Here is an 18384-nt window from a genome sequence, read left to right on the forward strand (position 1 = left end):
AGTTGCTATGGATTTTAGTAGGGGTATAATAATTGCTTTGGGCAATTTAGAGACAGCAAGAAAGGTTGAATTAATTTTAAAAGCTGAAGGGCATACAGTAATAGGGACATGCGCTTCAGGAAATGAATTAATTAGAAGGACCAGGCTAGAATACCCTAGCTTAATAATAGTAGGATATAAGCTGTCTGATATGACCATTATGGATGTATATGATTCCCTTGGGGAAGACTGTAGTTTCTTAGCTATAGTAAATGAACCTTATAAGTCCTTCGTCCAAGAAGAAACTGATATATATTGTATAAGTAATCCGATATCAAAACCAGTACTTTTAAATGCAGTTGATTTGATATTTCAAAGCCAAAGAAGAATTATAAAGCTTCGGGAAAAGGTAGAGAAATTAGAACATACTATTGAAGATAGAAAATTCATTGAGAAAGCTAAAGGAATGCTAATGGCAAGTAGAGGTATGTCGGAAAGCGAAGCATTTAGATATATACAGAAGAGTAGCATGGACAGTGGACAAAAGATGGGTGATGTTGCGAAGGCTATATTGAATAGTGAAATTTAAGTACATGATACTTACCCCAAAAAGTTTAGTTCCATTTTTAATTGTAATTGTGTTTGCGAGTATATATACTTTAGTATAGGTACTCGCTGTTTGTTCCTATATATTATCAAAGGCGATATTTAACGGAAGGGGCCATGTTTATGAATAATTATTATCCAAAGAAAACTGGGTTATATAGCCCAAGTTTTGAGCATGATGCATGCGGTATTGGAGCCGTAGCAAATATTAAAGGAGAGAAATCTCACAAAGTTCTACAAGATGCATTAAATATCCTTGTTAACCTAGAACACAGAGGTGGAATTGGGGCTGAAGAAAATACTGGAGATGGAGCTGGTGTTTTATTTCAAATTCCACACAGATTTTTTAAAGAAGAAGGACAAAAGTTAGGAATAATTCTTCCAAATGAGGGGGAATATGCTGTAGCAATGCTTTTCTTATCTCAAAAGGAAGATGTGAGAGAAGAAGGCAAGAAGATTTTTGAAGAAACTCTCAAAGAAGAGGGCACAGAGTTATTAGCTTGGAGAGAGGTGCCTACAAATTCTACTGATTTGGGAAAGACAGCTCTCTCTTGTATTCCATACTTTTTACAAGCAATTGTTAAAAAGCCTGAAGGAATAAAGAAAGGTATAGAATTTGAAAGAAAACTTTATGTTCTAAGAAGGAAAATAGAGAAAAAGGCATTAAAAAATCCAAAGATGCATGATGAAACATTCTACATACCATCTTTCTCCTCAAGAACAATAGTATATAAAGGAATGCTTTTAGCTACTCAATTAAAGAGTTTCTATAAAGATTTAAGTAATGCTAAAGTTCAAACTTCTTTAGCACTTGTTCACTCAAGATATAGTACAAACACATTCCCAAGTTGGGAAAGAGCACATCCTAATAGATATATGATTCATAATGGAGAAATTAATACACTTAGAGGAAATGTTAATAAGATTTATTCAAGAGAATCTAGATTTAAGTCATCAGTTTTAGGAGATGAGATAAATAAGATTTTACCTGTAATAGATAAGGAAGGGTCAGATTCAGCAATATTGGATAATACTTTAGAATTCCTATTAATGAATGGAAGAGATCTTCCAAAGGCTGTTATGATGGCTATTCCAGAACCTTGGGCAAAAAGTCAAGTTATGAGCAAGGAAAAGAAAGAGTTCTATGAATATTATGCTACTATGATGGAACCATGGGATGGACCAGCTGCTATAGTATTTACAGATGGTGAAAAACTTGGAGCAGTACTTGATAGAAATGGATTAAGACCAGCTAGATATTATGTAACAGACGATGATTATTTAATTCTCTCATCAGAAGTTGGAGTTCTAGATGTTGAACCTGAAAAAATAGTATTAAAAGATAGATTAACTCCAGGAAAAATGTTACTTGTAGATACAGTTAATGGAGAGTTTATAGATGATAAAGATTTAAAAGAAAAGTATTCAAAAGAATATCCATATGGTAGATGGCTTAAAGAAAAGTTAATTAAGATAGAAGATTTAGAGGAAACTCGAGAAGAAGTAAATGTATATGATGAAGAAGAAAGAGCAAGACTTCAAAAATCATTTGGATTTACTTATGATGATTTAAAAAATACTGTACTAAAAATGGCGGAGAATGGAGAAGAACCATTAGCAGCTATGGGTATTGATACACCTCTTGCAGTTTTATCTGAAAAACCACAACCTCTATTTAATTACTTTAAACAATTATTTGCACAGGTTACGAACCCACCAATAGATGCTATAAGAGAAGAAATAGTTACGGCTACAGATGTGTTTATTGGAACTGAAGGCAACCTATTAGAAGATACAAAAGAAAATTGTAGACAAATTAAGTTGCATTCACCAATTTTAAGTAATGAAGACTTCTTAAAGATAAAGCATATTAATAGAGATGGTTTTAGAGTTAAAGAGCTAAGTATATTGTTTAAGAAGGATAAAGGGGAAAATGCGTTAGAAGAAGCATTAGATAATTTATTCAATGAAGCTGATGAAGCATATAAAGAAGGATTTAACCTAATCATATTAAGTGATAGAGGAGTAAATAGTGAATATGTTGCTATACCTTCGTTATTAGCAGTTTCAGGATTGCACCAACACTTAGTTTCTAAAGGAACAAGAACTTCATTAGGATTAATATTAGAAAGTGGAGAACCAAGAGAAGTTCATCATTTTGCTACATTACTTGGATTCGGAGTTTCTGCAGTAAATCCATATTTAGCTTATGAATCTATTAGAGAGTTATCAGAAGAAGGATTACTAGATATTTCTTATGAAAAAGGAGTATATAACTTCAATAAAGCTGTTCTTAAAGGAATAGTTAAAATACTTTCTAAGATGGGTATTTCTACAATTCAATCATACCAAGGTGCTCAAATATTCGAGGCGTTAGGTGTTGGAGAAGAAGTTGTTGATAAATACTTTACTAATACAATAAGCAGAATTGGTGGAGTAGGCATCAAAGAAATACAAAAAGAAGCTGAATTGAGACATGAGGACGGTTATGATAAAAAAGGATTGACATTAGATTTAACATTAGATTCAGTTGGAAGCCATAAATATAGAAGTAATGCAGAGGAACACTTATATAATCCTCTTACTATACACAAGTTACAAGAAGCTACTAAGAGAGGCGATTATACTCTATTTAAGGAATATACAAAGTTATTAGATAGAGAAGAATCAGCATTAAACTTAAGAGGTTTAATTGATTTTGATTACTCAGGAGAGTCCATATCAATTGATGAGGTAGAGTCAGTTGATTCTATAGTTAAGAGATTTAAAACAGGGGCTATGTCATATGGTTCTATTTCTAAGGAAGCGCATGAGGCACTTGCAATAGCAATGAACAGATTAGGTGGAAAATCTAATACTGGAGAAGGTGGAGAAGATCCAGAAAGATGGATTCTAGATGAAAATGGAGATTCTAGAAATTCAGCAATTAAGCAAGTTGCATCAGGTAGATTTGGAGTAACTTCTGAATATTTAGTTAGTGCAAAAGAAATTCAAATAAAGATGGCTCAAGGAGCTAAACCAGGAGAAGGTGGACAATTACCAGCGTCTAAGGTTTATCCATGGGTTGCTAGAACTAGAAGATCAACAGCAGGGGTTGGATTAATTTCACCACCACCACATCATGATATTTATTCAATTGAAGATTTAGCTCAGCTTATCTATGATCTTAAAAACTCAAATACTGGAGCAAGAGTATCAGTTAAGCTTGTTTCAGAAGGTGGAGTAGGAACAATAGCTGCTGGAGTTGCTAAAGGTGGAGCTGATGTTATCTTAATATCTGGATATGATGGGGGAACAGGAGCATCACCAAGAACTTCCATACAACATGCTGGATTACCATGGGAATTAGGTCTTGCAGAAGCTCATCAAACTCTTGTAATGAATAATCTTAGAGAAAGAGTTGTAGTTGAGACAGATGGAAAACTTATGACTGGTAAGGATGTTGCTATAGCAGCATTACTTGGAGCAGAAGAATTTGGTTTTGCAACTGCACCACTTGTAGTTCTTGGTTGCGTAATGATGAGAGTTTGTAATTTGGATACTTGTCCGGTTGGTATAGCTACTCAGAATGAAGAACTAAGAAAAAGATTTAAGGGAAATCCAGACTATGTAGTAAATTTCATGAAGTTTATAGCTGAAGAGCTTAGAGAATATATGGCTAAGCTTGGATTCAGAACTATAGAAGAGATGGTTGGAAGATTTGATAAGTTAAAGGCAAAGGAAGATATTAAAGGCTGGAAGGCTAAGAAAGTAGACTTAAGGGCTGTATTAAATGCTCCTGCAGTTGAAAAAGGAAAGGCTATAAGCTTTAAATCTGACAAAGCATATAACCATAAATTAAATGAAGTTATTGATAGTACTTTATTCTTAAAAATAGCAGAAAAAGCTTTAAAGAACAAAGAAAGAGTATCTGTTGAAGTAGATATTACTAACGTTAATAGAACAGTAGGTACTATACTTGGTTCGGAAGTAACAAGAAAGTATAAATCTGAAGGTTTAGAAGAAGATACTATAAGAATTAAATGTAATGGATCTGGAGGACAAAGTTTTGGTGCGTTTGTACCTAAGGGGTTAACTCTAGAAATAGAAGGTGACTCTAATGATTACTTTGGAAAAGGTCTTTCAGGTGGTAAATTAATTGTTTATCCAAATGAACAAAGTAAGTTTAAAGCAGAAGAAAATATCGTTATAGGAAATGTTGCATTATACGGAGCAACAAGTGGTAAAGCCTTCATAAACGGTATTGCTGGAGAAAGATTCTGCGTTAGAAACTCAGGTGCTATAGCAGTAGTTGAAGGGGTAGGGGATCACGGCTGTGAATATATGACTGGAGGTAAAGCAGTTATATTAGGACCTACAGGTGTAAACTTTGCGGCAGGTATGAGTGGCGGAGTTGCTTATGTTTTAGATGAAGATGGAAGTTTTAGCAACAAGGTTAATTTACAAATGGTTTCACTAGAAGAAGTCGATGCAGAAGAGGCAAAAGAACTTAAAGAAATAATTAAGGAACATGTTTTAGCAACTGTATCATCAAAAGGTAAATGGGTACTTGATAATTTTGAAGACTTATTACCTAAATTCCATAAGGTTATGCCTCATGACTATAAGGCTATGCTTAGTATCGTTAAAGAGAAAGAAGCACAAGGCCTTAAGGGAGAAGAAGCATTAATTGCAGCATTCTATGAAAAAACAGGAAAGAATAAATAGGAAGGAGGCAAAATTATGGGAAAACCAACTGGATTTTTAGAATTTGAAAGAGAAGAGGGGAAAAATATTGACCCTTTAAAAAGATTAGAGGGCTGGGAAGAATTTCACACCAGCCTGCCTAAGGAAAAGCAAGAAATACAAGGAGCAAGATGTATGGATTGCGGTATTCCATTTTGCCAATCTGGTATCATGATAAATGGTATGGTATCAGGATGTCCTATAAACAATCTTATTCCTGAGTGGAATGATTTAATTTATAGAGGGAAATGGAAAGAAGCTGTTAAGAGATTATTAAAGACAAATAATTTCCCAGAGTTTACTGGAAGAGTATGTCCTGCACCTTGTGAGGCAGCATGTACAGCTGGAATTAATGGCCCTGCTATTACAATTAAGGAAAATGAAAGATCTATTATTGATAGAGCGTATGAAGAAGGACTGATAAAAGCAGAACCTCCTAAGGTTAGAACTGATAAAAAAATTGCGATTATAGGTTCAGGCCCATCAGGTCTTGCAGCAGCAGATACTTTAAATAAAAGAGGTCATAATGTTACTGTATTTGAAAGACATGATAGAATTGGTGGACTATTAATGTATGGAATACCAAACATGAAGTTAGATAAATCAGTAATTGATAGAAGAGTTAACCTTATGAAGGAAGAGGGGGTAGAGTTTGTAACCAATGCAAATATTGGGGAAAACTATGCTGCTAGTGATATCTTAAAAGATTTTGATGCTGTCGTTCTTGCAACTGGTGCATCAAATCCTAGGGACTTAAAAGCTCCGGGCAGAGAGCTTAAAGGGATCCATTATGCTGTTGATTTCTTAAGAGCTAATACTAAGAGTTTATTAGATTCTGAACTTAAAGATGGAAATTATATTTCTGCAAAAGGAAAGAATGTAATAGTAATTGGTGGAGGGGATACTGGAACTGACTGCGTTGGTACATCATTAAGACATGGGGCAAAATCACTTGTCCAATTTGAAATCATGAATAAGTTACCAGTAGAAAGGACAGAAAATAATCCATGGCCACAATGGCCAAGAATTCTTAAGGTGGATTATGGTCAAGAAGAGTTTGTTGCAAAGTATGGAGATGATCCAAGAAAGTATGCAATAAATGTTAAGAGCTTTGAAGGGGATGCAGAAGGTAATCTTAAAAAGGTTAAAACAGTTGATGTTAAGTGGGAAAAGAATGATAAAGGTGCATTTATACCTGTAGAAGTACCAGGCTCTGAAAGAGACTGGGAGGCAGAACTTGTACTTTTAGCTATGGGATTCTTGGGAACTCAAAACTATGTAGCTGATGCCTTTGGAGTTGAACTTGATGCTAGAACAAATATAAAAGCAGGTTATGGAAAGTTTAAAACAAATGTAGATAAAGTTTTCACAGCTGGAGATGCAAGAAGAGGCCAATCTCTTGTAGTTTGGGCTATAAATGAAGGAAGAGCAGTTGCTAAATCTGTAGATGAATACCTAATGGGTTATACAGGACTTTAATTAGAAGCAATGTAATATAAAAAGAGGCTAAATTTAGCCTCTTTTTTATTTTATATTAATAGTAAAATTTAAATCTTCTCTAAGGGTATATTCTTTTTCTAAGTCAGTAGCTTTTAAAGTGTAAGTAGTATTGTCAGGAAGAGAATCTATTTTTGCTACAAATTGATTATTTCCTAAGTCTTTTACAACGTCCTTTTCTAAGGAATATTTTTTACCAGCTGCATCTTCTATTATTAAGGAATATGGTCCCATCGCAGCAATAAAGTTTGTGCATTCATAATAAACTAAAGTTGAATCTTTAGTATTTTCAATTTTTGATACTTTGTAATCTCCGAGTTTTCCTTCGCTTAAGGTAGTGATTCCTTTCAAGTTTAGAGGTGTTGATTTAGAAACTACATCAAAGTTCCAGTTAGAGTTGCTAAGAGTATTTTGAAACTCTTTGGATGGAATAGCAGGTATAAAGGTTATAGCCTTAGTATCTTCGTATACATTATTAAAGATATATTCCATGCAATTTTTGTTTATTTCTTTAGTCTTGTTACCGACTCCAGTATTTCCTTTAAATCCAATAACTCTTCCTTTGTCATCAAAAGCAAAATAATCAATAGGAGAATCATTTGAAGTTAGTGCATCAGATGAAGTTCTTAATGCAGTATTAAGCGGGGTTAATACAAGTTGGTTTACAGTTAAGTTTGGTTGAAGTTCTGATAAATTAATAGATGTTGGTACCTTAGTAATATTATTACTTACTTTGTCAGTTGATACCTTGAATTTAAAGTTCCAATCTCCATTAACTCCTTGAAATAATTCTTTAATATCTAAATCCATTAGAAAATTATCAGGTAAGGTAACATTTCCTCCTAAGATAGTATTTCTTAATGCAGCTGGAAGGTAATCTCTGGATGTTGAAAAGTTTTCTATACCAACATAGGTGTTTTTATTTGTAAAGCTGCCAGTTCCGCCTGAAGAGAAACTTACTTTTTCTCCATTAATTTTAAAATCTTTCTCAAAGATATGGGGGCTATTATTTAACTCGTTTTTACTTTCAACAGTATATGCTATACCAAGCTCTAAGCCGTCATAAGATATGCTGTTTATAGTAACTGTAACTCCATTTGATGTCTTTGAAAGATTAAGATCAGAACTATATTTAACATAATCTCTATCAATTAAGTTTTTATCACTTAAAAATTGAAATACCGAACCAACTATAGGTAAGCTTCTAGCATAAGCAGGGAAAGCAGCACTTAAACATGTAGTCGAAATAAGAGTGATAGCTGCAAGCATAGATGCTTTCCTTAAAAATCTACTACTTACATTCTTTCTAGCAGGCAGTGTTTTTAAAGAATCTTTTATCTTTATCTCTAGTTCATCCGGTAAGTAAAGAATTTCATTCTTTGCTTTATCTTTTAAAATATCATCAAATATTAAATCGTCTTTCATAAATACCTCCTATAAATCTTTTAATATTTCATAGAGTTTACTTCTTGCTCTAGAAAGCCTAGATCGAACAGTTCCATCAGGAATATTAAGGAGCTTTGCAATATCTTTTTGAGGAATATCTTCAAAATAGAATAATGTTGTTACTATTCTCAAGTCATCCTCTAATGAATTTATAGCGGATGTAAGTTCTAGCTTAGAAGAATCTAGAGAAATGCTTTCAGAATTATCAATAAAGTCTAGATTAACTATCTTTTTATTTTTAGTCACTGTATTTTTACATTCATTAATTAAAATTCTTATAAGCCAAGTTTTAAAATATTCATCCTTCTTTAAGTAAGTAATACTTTGAAATGACTTTACTATAGTATTTTGAATTGAATCCTCAATATCATGTTTATTCCTAAGGATGCTTAAGGCAATTCTATACATGGATGTTTTGTTATTATCTATCAATCTAACAAAGGCATCTTTATCACCTTTCTTTGCGAGACGTACATCCAATTCTGTTGTGTTAGCTTTATCAATTGTAGTAACTAATTGCATCTTATTTCCTCCAGTATATATAAAAGTCTTAGCTAAGAGTCTTTATATCTATTAGACAGACCATATGGTATAAATGTTCACAAGATAAAAAAATAATCAAATGTTTCCATAAGTAAATATATGGTATAATTATATCAAATCATAAGTTAGCATTAGGGGGAATACAAATAGAAGGTATATGAGAAAATTAATTGAAATTTATTAAAAGGTGGGGTTACATGAGAATCAAAAATATTTTTATATCAATTTTAAAATCTATAGGGTATGCAGGAATATATCTAATAGCGCAAGTTGCTATTGCTTTTATATATGGCATAGTATATGTAGCGGTTAACATCAATAAATTTGGTTCTGGAAATTATGATAATATTGCAGATACTTTTCAAAAAGAATTCTTAGGACAAGCATATATTATTGCATTAATAGCTGCAATTGTAACATTTGGGATATATGTACTTATGTTTAGAAACAAAGAAGAAAATCTATTCGTGAGATGTAGATTTAAAGCTTTTAATTTAAAGGCTGGGTTAAGTTTAATACCGCTAACAATTGCTTTATCGGCATTTTCAGTTTCTCTTGTAGGAATGTTAGTGCAATTTTTCCCAAGTTATCAGGAAGTATCAGATACCTTACAAGCAGCTAATGGCTCAATGATATCAGCATTAGCAATTACGATATTAGCGCCAATTTTTGAAGAAATACTATTTAGAGGAATAGTATTTAATGAGTTTAAAAAATCAATGCCAGTAATTCCAGCAATAATCGCTCAAGGAGTACTTTTTGGTATTTATCACTTAAATCTATTACAAGGCATATATGCAGCGATACTAGGTTGTATTTTAGGATTAATTTATCAAATGACCAAGTCACTTTGGAGTAATATAATAGTTCATATGACATTTAACCTCTTAGGTGTGTTTGTAATGCCATATGTATTAGATAAAACATCATGGTTTGTAATAGGATATATAATACTTGGAGCAATAATAACTGGAATAATTTTAAGATACATTTATAAGAAAACAAAAGTGGAAATAATGGTTGTAGAATCAGATTTATAGAAAAAAGATAGGAGATCTCTCCTATCTTTTTTATTTTATCCATATGTCAGCCCATTTTTGAATTTCACTCATGGCTTTTTGTAGCGCAAGACCTTTTTCAGTTAGATTATATTCTATTCTAACTGGAGTCTCTGGATATACTTTTCTTTCAATAATTCCTTCAGCTTCTAATTCTTTGAATCTGGCAGTTAAAACTCTGTCACTTAATTCTGGTATTAAGCTACGAATGTCAGAAAATCGTCTAGGGCCGTTTAATAAACCATTTATTATCAAACCTATCCATTTTTTGCCTAAAAGCTCAAAGGCCTTTTCAAATTTGGGACAAAGATGAGTGTCTCCCATAATTATCACCTCACTATTATTGTAAAACCATTACTTAAAAAAGTAAATAACTTTTCTTAGTTTATTACTTGACAAAAGTATATTACTTTTGATATTATACTTACATAAAGTAAGAGATAATAATTCTCAACAAGAAAATGAATTAAAAGGAGATATAAAAATGAGTAAAGTATTATATATTAAAGGTCATCCATTACAAGAGAGTGCATCAAATTCTTTAACAGTGGGAAGGATATTCATAGATGAATATAAGAAAGTAAATCCACAAGATGAGATTAAGGAGCTAGATCTTTATAAAGAATATATACCGTTAATAGATGAAGATATATTTGCAGCTTGGGGAAGCTTAGCAGCAGGGGCAGATTTTAGTAGTCTTACAGAGGATCAAAAGAAGAAGCTTGTAAGATTTAATGAATTAACTGATGAATTCTTAGAATATGATAAATATGTATTTGCTACACCTGTTTGGAATTTTTCAGTACCACCAATAGTTAAGGCATATATAGATACAATATGTGTAGCTGGAAAAACATTTAGATATACTGAAGCTGGTCCAGTGGGATTGTTAGAAGGAAAGAAACTTCTTCATATTCAAGCTAGCGGAAGCGTATTTTCAGAAGGTCCAGCAGCTGTATTTGAGCATGGAGCAAACTATATAAAGGCAGTAGCAGGATTTATAGGAATAAATGATGCAGAAACATTCTACGTAGAAGGACACAATCAATATCCAGATAGAAAAGATGAGATTATTGAGAAAGCAAAAAGAGATATAGTTGAAGTTGCAAAGAGATTTTAGGTGATAGATATGATTAAAGTGGTTAATGGTCAAAAAGTAAAAGATGGGGCAGGAGTTTCATTAAATAGACTGATAGGAACATCTAATTTAGAAGATGCAAATCCATTCTATTTATTAGATGAATTTAGAAGTGAAGATAAGGCTGATTATATGGCAGGATTTCCAATGCATCCGCATAGAGGGATTGAAACTATTACCTATATGGTGAAAGGTTCCTTTAGACATAGAGATTCAAAAGGTAATGAAGGAATATTAAATGCTGGAGATGTTCAATGGATGACTTCAGGAAAAGGGATACTCCATGAAGAAATGCCGATTATGAAGGATGGAGAGCTTTGGGGATATCAATTATGGATTAACTTACCCAAAGAATTAAAGATGCAAGAACCTAAATATAGGCACATTTCCTCAGAGATAATTCCGATGTTTGAAGATGACGATGTCACAGTAAAAGTAATTAGTGGAGATTTTAAGAATACTAAAGGTGTAGTAGAAACCTTTCAAGAAATTAATTATTTTGATGTAAATATCAAGCAAGGTAAGTTTGTGAAAGAAGTTTCAGGTACTACATTAATTTATGTCCACACAGGTAAAGTCCAAGTATCCTTAAATGATGGTAGTATAGTTAAGGTTAATAAAGGTGATATGGCTGTTATAAATGATGAAGAAGTTGTAGAAGTAAATTCAAGTGAAGCTTCAGGATTTTTATTCATAAATAGTAACCCAATAAATGAACCCGTAGCTAAATATGGTCCCTTCATAATGAATACAATGGATGAAATATTGCAAACAATTGATGATTTTAATTTTGGAAACTTTTAGTTGGTACCCCTACGTTATACGTAGGGGTGTTTCTTTATGAATTATTAACAAATAATAATTATTGACTCATTGTTATAGTGATGATAATCTTAAGATAATAGCTTATAAGATTAAGTTGAACAAAAGGAGTGCTTGATATGAAACTTAGTTTAAAGATTGCAATTAGATTTATAAAAAAGAGTAAAGTTCAAAGCATATTAATAACTCTTGGGATAGCAGTAGGAGTTGCAGTTCAAGTATTTTTAGGTACACTTATAAATAACTTGGGGAAGGACTTAATAGACAAGACGTTGGGAGGAACTTCTCAAGTAACAATTAGAAGTGATAATAACAATAACCCATATTTTAATGAAACTGATGTTGATATTGATATGTTGAAAAAATTAGGAGTATTTAGTGAAATATCAAAATCATTAGATGTAAATGGATTGGTTAAGAACGGAGAAGGAAATGAAGCAGTATTATTAAAGGGAGTAGATTCCTTGTCAGCAGCAGATATATATGGAATTAAAGATAAGTTAGTAACTGGGAATGTAGATGTTAATAATAATGAGATTATAGTAGGTAAAACTCTCTTGGAAAAACTTAAAAAGAGTGTTGGAGATGACCTAATTTTAGTTATGTCTAATAAAAAAGAACTAACCTTGAAGATATCAGGAGTTGTTGATTATGGTGTGGCTGAGTTGAACAAAAGTTGGATTGTTGGAAGTTTAAGTTATATACAAGAAGAGGTAAATAGACAAGGAGAAATATCCTCTATAGAAACAAAACTTGATGATAATAAGATTTTTGATGCAGACGTGATAAGTGATGATCTATCGAAAGAAATACCTAAGGGACTTATAATTAATAATTGGAAAAGTGATAACGCATCTTTACTAAGTGCCATTAGTGGTCAAAAATCTTCGAGTACAACAATTCAGGTATTTATAATTATATCTGTAGTCATAGGAATTGCTGGAGTTTTGGCAATTTCCGTTATGCAGAAATCTAAGGAAATAGGTATATTAAAAGCAATGGGCATAAGAGACAAGAGTGCAGCACTTATATTCTTAAATCAAGGTTTTATATTAGGAATATTAGGGGCAACAATAGGATTATTTTTAGGATTAGGATTATTTAAGATATTTACGGCATTCGTAAAAAACTCAGATGGAACACCTATAGTAAGTGGTGGTGTTAATCTAACGCTTATTGTATTTTCATTTTGTATATTTGTATTAGCTTCATTAATAGCAGCAACTTTAGCAGCTAGAAGGTCACTAAAGTTAAATCCAATTGAAGTCATTAGAAATAATTAGGAGGGATTTAGTATGAAGGTGATTGAGTTATATAATGTAAATAAGATATATGGAAAAGATATAAAGACACAGGCACTTTATGATATTACGTTAAATGTAGAAAAAGGCGAATTTGTATCAATAATAGGGCAAAGTGGTAGCGGGAAAAGTACATTATTGAATATTGTAGGCACATTAGACAAAGCAAGTACAGGAAGCGTATCAATTAATGGTAAGGATATATCTTCCCTAAATAAAAAAGATTTAGCAGATCTAAGAAATAAAGAAATTGGATTTGTATTTCAATTTCATTATCTACTTCCAGAGTTTACAGTACTTGAAAATGTGCTGATGCCTTATGAAATATCAGGAATGAAAGTTAGTAAGGCGGCTAAAGATCACGCTATAGAGTTGTTGAATTTAGTTGGATTAAAAAATTATATGAATAAATATGCTGGAAATCTTTCAGGAGGACAACAGCAAAGAACTGCAATTGCAAGAGCATTAATCAATAACCCAAGCATAGTGTTAGCTGATGAGCCAACTGGAAATTTAGATACGAAGAGTACTAGAGAAGTATATGAGTTATTTAGGGATATTAATACTAATATGAAAACAACATTCATGATAATAACGCATGACAATAGAATTGCTGAGAAGACAGATAGGGTTATAGAAATTAGTGATGGAAGAATAATTAATTAAAAGTGTAAGTTAAAGGAAATAGGAATGAGACCTATTTCCTTATTTTATTAAGTACTAACCTCCAAGGGTAATGTCTTGGTCTTGATACCAATTAAGGGCTTCAAATAGATGTTCTTCCCTGAAGTCTGGCCAATAATCATCTATTATATAAAAATCAGAATATACTGATTGAAGAGGTAAGAAACCACTTAATCTTCGACGACCACCCCAGCGAATTATTAAGTCTATTCTAGATATATCAGAAGAGGCAACTGAAGAAAAAAGGTTAGAAGTCTTTTTACTTGAGTGATTTTTCTTGTTATAGGATAGATCCCAGTTCCAACCATAATTAACTAAGAAATTTATATTTATAAGACCTTCTCCAAAATGAACCCTTCTATTTGCGTAAGGTAACAGTTCTTTAGGAAAAAGAGGCGAATCAGAATTTCCTACTACTAAAAGATTTGCATCTTTATTAGAAAGTTTCATAACAGCATCAACACAAGCTTTCTGAAATGCTTTTGTTTGGACTGCTGGTCTTTTAGTATTATCGATTGTAAAGCCATAGAAAGTAAGCTCTCTAATTCCTAGTGCTAAACAAGTTTCATATAATTTAAATCCAGGATCAATTCCGAACTCATAGCCTTCATGTTTATCCTTATTATTATTTAAAGCCCATCGTCTATTGCCATCAGGTATTATTCCAATGTGTGAGGGAATTCTTTTCAGTTTATTTATGTTCATAAAAAATACCTCCTTATATTGTATATAAGAAAGTATTTCCAATCATCAGAAATATATTAATTTTTTGATATAAATCCCTTTATATCATTAATCATAAATACTAAAAATTTCTTTAAACCTTGAATATCTTCTTTGAAGGTTGATTCTTTACCATTGTCAGATAGATAACCATTTAAATATATACCTAAAAATAAGAATAAAATTCCTAGGTTAATATACATATCCTTTATATCAGCTACAAATAAATCACTGATGCCTATAAAATCAAGGCTTCCTCCATAGAATAACTTATCAATAAGTGAACAGATACAACCAGTAATAAGAAAGATATAGCTCATATCAATCCAAAAATCTTTTTTGGTATTGTGAGTAAAGTATCTATAAATTTCTGTGAAAAAAATTAAAGCCAGAATGTTTAATACAATTAATGCTCCAAAACTAACACCTGCTCCAAAACGAGCGTTTAACCAGGAACCTTGTGTGTTTATAATTGGAGAGAAATATAAAAAGTCTTTTATTAGGGTTATATTATAGTTAAAAAAATTAAATTTGATAATTAACTTTGAACCCTGCTCAATAGTGAATAGAATTAGAAATATAATTAACAGCTGTTTAGAGTTAAGACCTACATTATTTTTTGCTCCTATTGAATATACAAGGAGACCTATAAACCCAAATAAAACAGCGACTAATAAATTCATTATTACTGTATAAAAATCATTAACCCTACCTGTAATAACTTCAAAAGCAAAATATACAAGCCACATTATTGGAAGTATTCCTATTGCAACTAACTTATTTTTGTTCATATAATAATCCTCCAAAACAATATATGAGGATATTATATCATAAAGAAGAAACATTTTAGATATTTATGACACATATAGTAGAAAAATTATAAACATTGAACCTATAAAAATATTAATATAAAATAAGACTATGATGAAAAAGAAAACGTTTTGGAAGGAAGTGCTTTAAATGTTAACAATCTATGCGATATCAGACTCCATCGGTGAAACAGCTGCACAGGTTGCAAATGCTTCAGCAAGCCAATTTAAGGAAGAGGTAGAGGTTAAGAGAATACCGTATGTAAAGACACTAGAGGATGTCCATGAGGTAATAAAGGTTATAGAGAATTCAGAGAATACTTGTATGGCAGTTTCCACTGTTATAACAGTGAATGTTAGGGAATATCTAACCCAAAAATGTGTGGAACGAAATATTAATATTATTAATGTATTGGGACCTATAATAAATGTTGCAGCAAGTATACTTAACACTATTCCGGATTATAATCCAGGAGCCATGTGGAAGACGGATGAAATATATTTCAAGAGAATAGAAGCAATGGAGTTTGCAATGCAATATGATGATAGTAAGGATTATAGAGGGCTAAAAAATGCCGATGTTGTATTGCTAGGATTATCAAGAACTTCAAAGACACCACTATGCATGTACTTAGCAAACAAAGGTATTAAAGCAATAAACATTCCTTTAGTTCCTGAAGTTGGAGTGCCAGATGAATTATTTGAAGTAGATAAGAAAAAAATTTTTGGTCTAACAATAGATCCACTTCAGCTTATAGAAATCAGAAAAAGGAGACTTGATAAGTTCCATAGAATATCATCAAATATTGAATATGCAAGTGATGCTAGAATATTAGAGGAATTTGACTTTGCTGATAGAATTATGAGAAAAGTTGGATGTAAAAAGATTGATGTTACACAAAGGGCAATAGAGGATACTGCATTAATAATTATAGAAGCAATTGGAAGAAATTCAAGGGAAAATTAATACATAGAAAATAAAATAGTATAAGCACATATTAAGGTAATTAATACTAGTAGGTAACTAGAGTTAATTACCTTTTAATTATTTTTAATTATTTTTAATCATTTTTAGATAGCAAAAATATAAATGTGGATAAAATAATAGTGTAACATGTTTGAATAAAGGGGTATTTTTATGAAAATTGGACTTGTTTTTGCTGGAGGGGGAGCTAGAGGAGCATATCAAATAGGTGTTTGGAAGGCATTTATAGAGCTTGGAATAGATAAATATATATCAGCAGTTTCGGGCACATCTATTGGCGCACTAAATTCAGTAATGTTCTTAAGTGGTAATATAGAATTAGCTGAGAGAGTTTGGTTAAATATTTCAAAAGAAAAAATTTTGCCAACTAGTAATTTTGATCTTCTCAAAAGAGGGACACTTATAGCAATTGGCAATAAAAATATGAAATTTATAAAGAAGTATATTCCAACAGTGTTAGAGCAAGGGAATATTTCAAGAAGTGGGCTTCTTGAAATTTTGGATAACTCTATAGACTTTGACACTATATTAAAAAATGAAAAAAGTTGCTATGTAACATGCAGTAAAATGCCAGATCTTACACCAAGATATTTTAGATTAAATGATTATGATATTTCAACAATTAAAGATATTTTATTAGCTACTTCAGCCATACCGATGATTTATGAAAGTGAAGAAATTTATGAAAATAGGTATTTAGATGGAGGAATGGCAGATAATACACCAATTCAACCACTGTATGGAGAAGGGTGCGATATTATAATAGTTGTTAATTTAAACAAAGACTTTGTTGTAGAAAGGCACTTATTTCCTAAGACTAAAATAATTGAAATATCACCTAGAAGTATAACTGATTCAGTCTCAGAAACATTAGACTTTAACGTCACTAATATAAAAAGAAAAATTAGTGAAGGGTACATGGAAACATTTGAATTGTTAGAGCCTATAATGGAGATAGCAAATTATAAGAGGGAGCAAGCACCTAAAGAAACAATAATAAGCATTGGAAAAGATTTACTAGTTAAGTCAAAGTTGATATTTAACAAAAAGACATTAGAAAAAGATGATATAACAAAGAATAAAGAAGATATTAATGGGTAAATTATGTATTGAAATATGTTTCTGGAGGTTTTGAATGCAATGATAAATGGAGTAGTTAAATGGTTTGATACTAAAAGGGGTTATGGATTTATTTCTGCAGATGATGGAAATGATGTTTTTGTACACTTTTCACAAGTAAAAGAAATACAAGGGGACAAAGAATTACACGAAGGTGAGTCTGTGGCATTTGATATAGTACAGAAGGGTAAAGGACCACAAGCTATTAACGTTGAAAAAATGTAATTTGTGAATATTAATTAACTGAAGTAGAAATACACTTCAGTTAAATTAATTTCATAAATAAAAAGAACCCTATAGAGAAGTCTATAGGGAAGGAGTCATAAGTAACTATGTTTATAGAAAACTATAATATTTTTATCTAATATTATAGCTCTTATATGTGTTGGGTTGATAAGTTTTAATATTTGGTGTGTTTTGTAAGTGAAACATTTAATCCTTTAATATATCTTTAAACCAAGCAAAGATGCTCTATAAGAAAAGTCAATCTAGTAATTAGTTGAGCTTTTATACATTCCGTCTGAAGTCTTTTGATCAAATATGAATAGGGTGAAGTATTTTTTTGGTGGTTATAGTTTATTTAATGACTCCTTTATATTTAGGAACTTCTCTTTTGAAATTCAACATATTAAACATACAATGTTTAGTGAGAAGTCCTATAAATATATTGTATGCATAATTTCATTTTAGTATGACATAATATATCCTATAGACGTAGTGAATAATTATGAGTAACTAGTGGATTATAAACAAATAATATGTGTATGTAGAGTATTTATAAGGTGTGTTTTAAAGTTTTATTAAAAAAAACATAAAAAAGGTGTTGACTTTATATTTTACACATGGTAAGATACTACTTGTCCCTAAGAGACACGGGATAAAACAAACAAAATGGTCTTTGAAAATTAAACAGAGGAAATGAAGTAAGATTTAGAAATAAACTTAAGTC

At 31.4% G+C, this 18384-nt stretch carries 16 protein-coding genes; 11 read left to right on the forward strand and 5 right to left on the reverse strand.

Features of this window, described 5'->3' with window-relative positions; translation table 11 throughout:
- Positions 1-7 precede the first annotated feature (7 nt).
- From L1S47_RS19920 to L1S47_RS19930, 3 genes are all read left to right on the forward strand, one after another.
- Positions 8-568 (forward strand): ANTAR domain-containing response regulator, encoded by a 561-nt coding sequence (locus L1S47_RS19920; protein WP_202769020.1) that lies wholly within the window; start codon positions 8-10, stop codon positions 566-568.
- Between the two features lie 140 nt (positions 569-708).
- On the forward strand, positions 709-5292 hold the full coding sequence (gene gltB / locus L1S47_RS19925; RefSeq protein WP_238886738.1) for a glutamate synthase large subunit: 4584 nt from the start codon (positions 709-711) through the stop codon (positions 5290-5292).
- Between the two features lie 15 nt (positions 5293-5307).
- Positions 5308-6789 (forward strand): glutamate synthase subunit beta, encoded by a 1482-nt coding sequence (locus tag L1S47_RS19930; RefSeq protein ID WP_238886740.1) that lies wholly within the window; start codon positions 5308-5310, stop codon positions 6787-6789.
- Between the two features lie 45 nt (positions 6790-6834).
- Here the strand turns inward: L1S47_RS19930 and L1S47_RS19935 are convergent, their stop codons facing one another.
- Both L1S47_RS19935 and L1S47_RS19940 read right to left on the reverse strand, forming a co-directional pair.
- Positions 6835-8232, reverse strand: coding sequence for a DUF4179 domain-containing protein (locus L1S47_RS19935; protein WP_238886742.1), 1398 nt, complete (start codon positions 8230-8232; stop codon positions 6835-6837).
- Between the two features lie 9 nt (positions 8233-8241).
- Positions 8242-8775 (reverse strand): sigma-70 family RNA polymerase sigma factor, encoded by a 534-nt coding sequence (locus L1S47_RS19940; protein WP_238886744.1) that lies wholly within the window; start codon positions 8773-8775, stop codon positions 8242-8244.
- Between the two features lie 218 nt (positions 8776-8993).
- On the opposite strand from L1S47_RS19940, the gene L1S47_RS19945 reads away from it, so the two are divergent.
- On the forward strand, positions 8994-9836 hold the full coding sequence (locus L1S47_RS19945; RefSeq protein WP_238886746.1) for a CPBP family intramembrane glutamic endopeptidase: 843 nt from the start codon (positions 8994-8996) through the stop codon (positions 9834-9836).
- A gap of 30 nt (positions 9837-9866) precedes the next feature.
- Here the strand turns inward: L1S47_RS19945 and L1S47_RS19950 are convergent, their stop codons facing one another.
- The gene (locus L1S47_RS19950) at positions 9867-10178 is read right to left on the reverse strand and encodes a helix-turn-helix domain-containing protein (protein WP_202769026.1); all 312 of its coding nucleotides are present in this window, start codon (positions 10176-10178) and stop codon (positions 9867-9869) included.
- Positions 10179-10338: 160 nt separating this feature from the next.
- Here L1S47_RS19950 and L1S47_RS19955 point away from each other — a divergent pair, with 160 nt between their 5' ends.
- The 4 genes from L1S47_RS19955 to L1S47_RS19970 all read left to right on the forward strand — a co-directional run bounded on the left by L1S47_RS19955 (position 10339) and on the right by L1S47_RS19970 (position 13781).
- Positions 10339-10974: an FMN-dependent NADH-azoreductase gene (locus L1S47_RS19955; protein WP_238886749.1), complete on the forward strand. Its 636-nt coding sequence runs from the start codon at positions 10339-10341 to the stop codon at positions 10972-10974.
- 9 nt (positions 10975-10983) lie between these two features.
- Complete coding sequence (locus L1S47_RS19960; protein WP_238886751.1) at positions 10984-11796, forward strand: pirin family protein; 813 nt, start codon at positions 10984-10986, stop codon at positions 11794-11796.
- Positions 11797-11933: 137 nt separating this feature from the next.
- Complete coding sequence (locus L1S47_RS19965; protein ID WP_238886753.1) at positions 11934-13097, forward strand: FtsX-like permease family protein; 1164 nt, start codon at positions 11934-11936, stop codon at positions 13095-13097.
- 12 nt (positions 13098-13109) lie between these two features.
- The gene (locus L1S47_RS19970; protein WP_238886755.1) at positions 13110-13781 is read left to right on the forward strand and encodes an ABC transporter ATP-binding protein; all 672 of its coding nucleotides are present in this window, start codon (positions 13110-13112) and stop codon (positions 13779-13781) included.
- A gap of 54 nt (positions 13782-13835) precedes the next feature.
- On the opposite strand, the gene L1S47_RS19975 is transcribed toward L1S47_RS19970, so the two are convergent.
- Positions 13836-14504 (reverse strand): undecaprenyl diphosphate synthase family protein, encoded by a 669-nt coding sequence (locus tag L1S47_RS19975; protein ID WP_238886757.1) that lies wholly within the window; start codon positions 14502-14504, stop codon positions 13836-13838.
- 56 nt (positions 14505-14560) lie between these two features.
- Entirely contained in the window at positions 14561-15313 is a 753-nt protein-coding gene (locus tag L1S47_RS19980) for a signal peptidase II (protein WP_238886759.1), read from the reverse strand.
- A 169-nt stretch (positions 15314-15482) separates the two neighbouring features.
- Between L1S47_RS19980 and L1S47_RS19985 the strand changes: the two genes are divergently transcribed.
- The 3 genes from L1S47_RS19985 (at position 15483) to L1S47_RS19995 (ending at position 17660) form a co-directional block, all read left to right on the forward strand.
- Positions 15483-16298 carry a pyruvate, water dikinase regulatory protein gene (locus L1S47_RS19985; RefSeq protein ID WP_238886761.1) on the forward strand — a complete coding sequence of 272 codons (816 nt, stop codon included), beginning with the start codon at positions 15483-15485 and terminating at the stop codon, positions 16296-16298.
- Positions 16299-16469: 171 nt separating this feature from the next.
- On the forward strand, positions 16470-17417 hold the full coding sequence (locus tag L1S47_RS19990) for a patatin-like phospholipase family protein (RefSeq protein WP_238886763.1): 948 nt from the start codon (positions 16470-16472) through the stop codon (positions 17415-17417).
- Positions 17418-17456: 39 nt separating this feature from the next.
- Positions 17457-17660: a cold shock domain-containing protein gene (locus L1S47_RS19995; protein WP_238886765.1), complete on the forward strand. Its 204-nt coding sequence runs from the start codon at positions 17457-17459 to the stop codon at positions 17658-17660.
- Positions 17661-18384: the final 724 nt, after the last annotated feature.

The sequence above is a fragment of the Clostridium sp. YIM B02551 genome (assembly GCF_022324735.1).
Lineage (GTDB): Bacteria > Bacillota > Clostridia > Clostridiales > Clostridiaceae > Clostridium_T > Clostridium_T paridis.

Bases quoted from the DNA above. Each gene is read 5' to 3' on its own strand.
- L1S47_RS19920 (WP_202769020.1), top strand. From the start codon at position 8: ATGGATTTTAGTAGGGGTATAATAATTGCTTTGGGCAATTTAGAGACA.
- gltB (WP_238886738.1), top strand. From the start codon at position 709: ATGAATAATTATTATCCAAAGAAAACTGGGTTATATAGCCCAAGTTTT.
- L1S47_RS19930 (WP_238886740.1), top strand. From the start codon at position 5,308: ATGGGAAAACCAACTGGATTTTTAGAATTTGAAAGAGAAGAGGGGAAA.
- L1S47_RS19935 (WP_238886742.1), bottom strand. From the start codon at position 8,232: ATGAAAGACGATTTAATATTTGATGATATTTTAAAAGATAAAGCAAAG.
- L1S47_RS19940 (WP_238886744.1), bottom strand. From the start codon at position 8,775: ATGCAATTAGTTACTACAATTGATAAAGCTAACACAACAGAATTGGAT.
- L1S47_RS19945 (WP_238886746.1), top strand. From the start codon at position 8,994: ATGAGAATCAAAAATATTTTTATATCAATTTTAAAATCTATAGGGTAT.
- L1S47_RS19950 (WP_202769026.1), bottom strand. From the start codon at position 10,178: ATGGGAGACACTCATCTTTGTCCCAAATTTGAAAAGGCCTTTGAGCTT.
- L1S47_RS19955 (WP_238886749.1), top strand. From the start codon at position 10,339: ATGAGTAAAGTATTATATATTAAAGGTCATCCATTACAAGAGAGTGCA.
- L1S47_RS19960 (WP_238886751.1), top strand. From the start codon at position 10,984: ATGATTAAAGTGGTTAATGGTCAAAAAGTAAAAGATGGGGCAGGAGTT.
- L1S47_RS19965 (WP_238886753.1), top strand. From the start codon at position 11,934: ATGAAACTTAGTTTAAAGATTGCAATTAGATTTATAAAAAAGAGTAAA.
- L1S47_RS19970 (WP_238886755.1), top strand. From the start codon at position 13,110: ATGAAGGTGATTGAGTTATATAATGTAAATAAGATATATGGAAAAGAT.
- L1S47_RS19975 (WP_238886757.1), bottom strand. From the start codon at position 14,504: ATGAACATAAATAAACTGAAAAGAATTCCCTCACACATTGGAATAATA.
- L1S47_RS19980 (WP_238886759.1), bottom strand. From the start codon at position 15,313: ATGAACAAAAATAAGTTAGTTGCAATAGGAATACTTCCAATAATGTGG.
- L1S47_RS19985 (WP_238886761.1), top strand. From the start codon at position 15,483: ATGTTAACAATCTATGCGATATCAGACTCCATCGGTGAAACAGCTGCA.
- L1S47_RS19990 (WP_238886763.1), top strand. From the start codon at position 16,470: ATGAAAATTGGACTTGTTTTTGCTGGAGGGGGAGCTAGAGGAGCATAT.
- L1S47_RS19995 (WP_238886765.1), top strand. From the start codon at position 17,457: ATGATAAATGGAGTAGTTAAATGGTTTGATACTAAAAGGGGTTATGGA.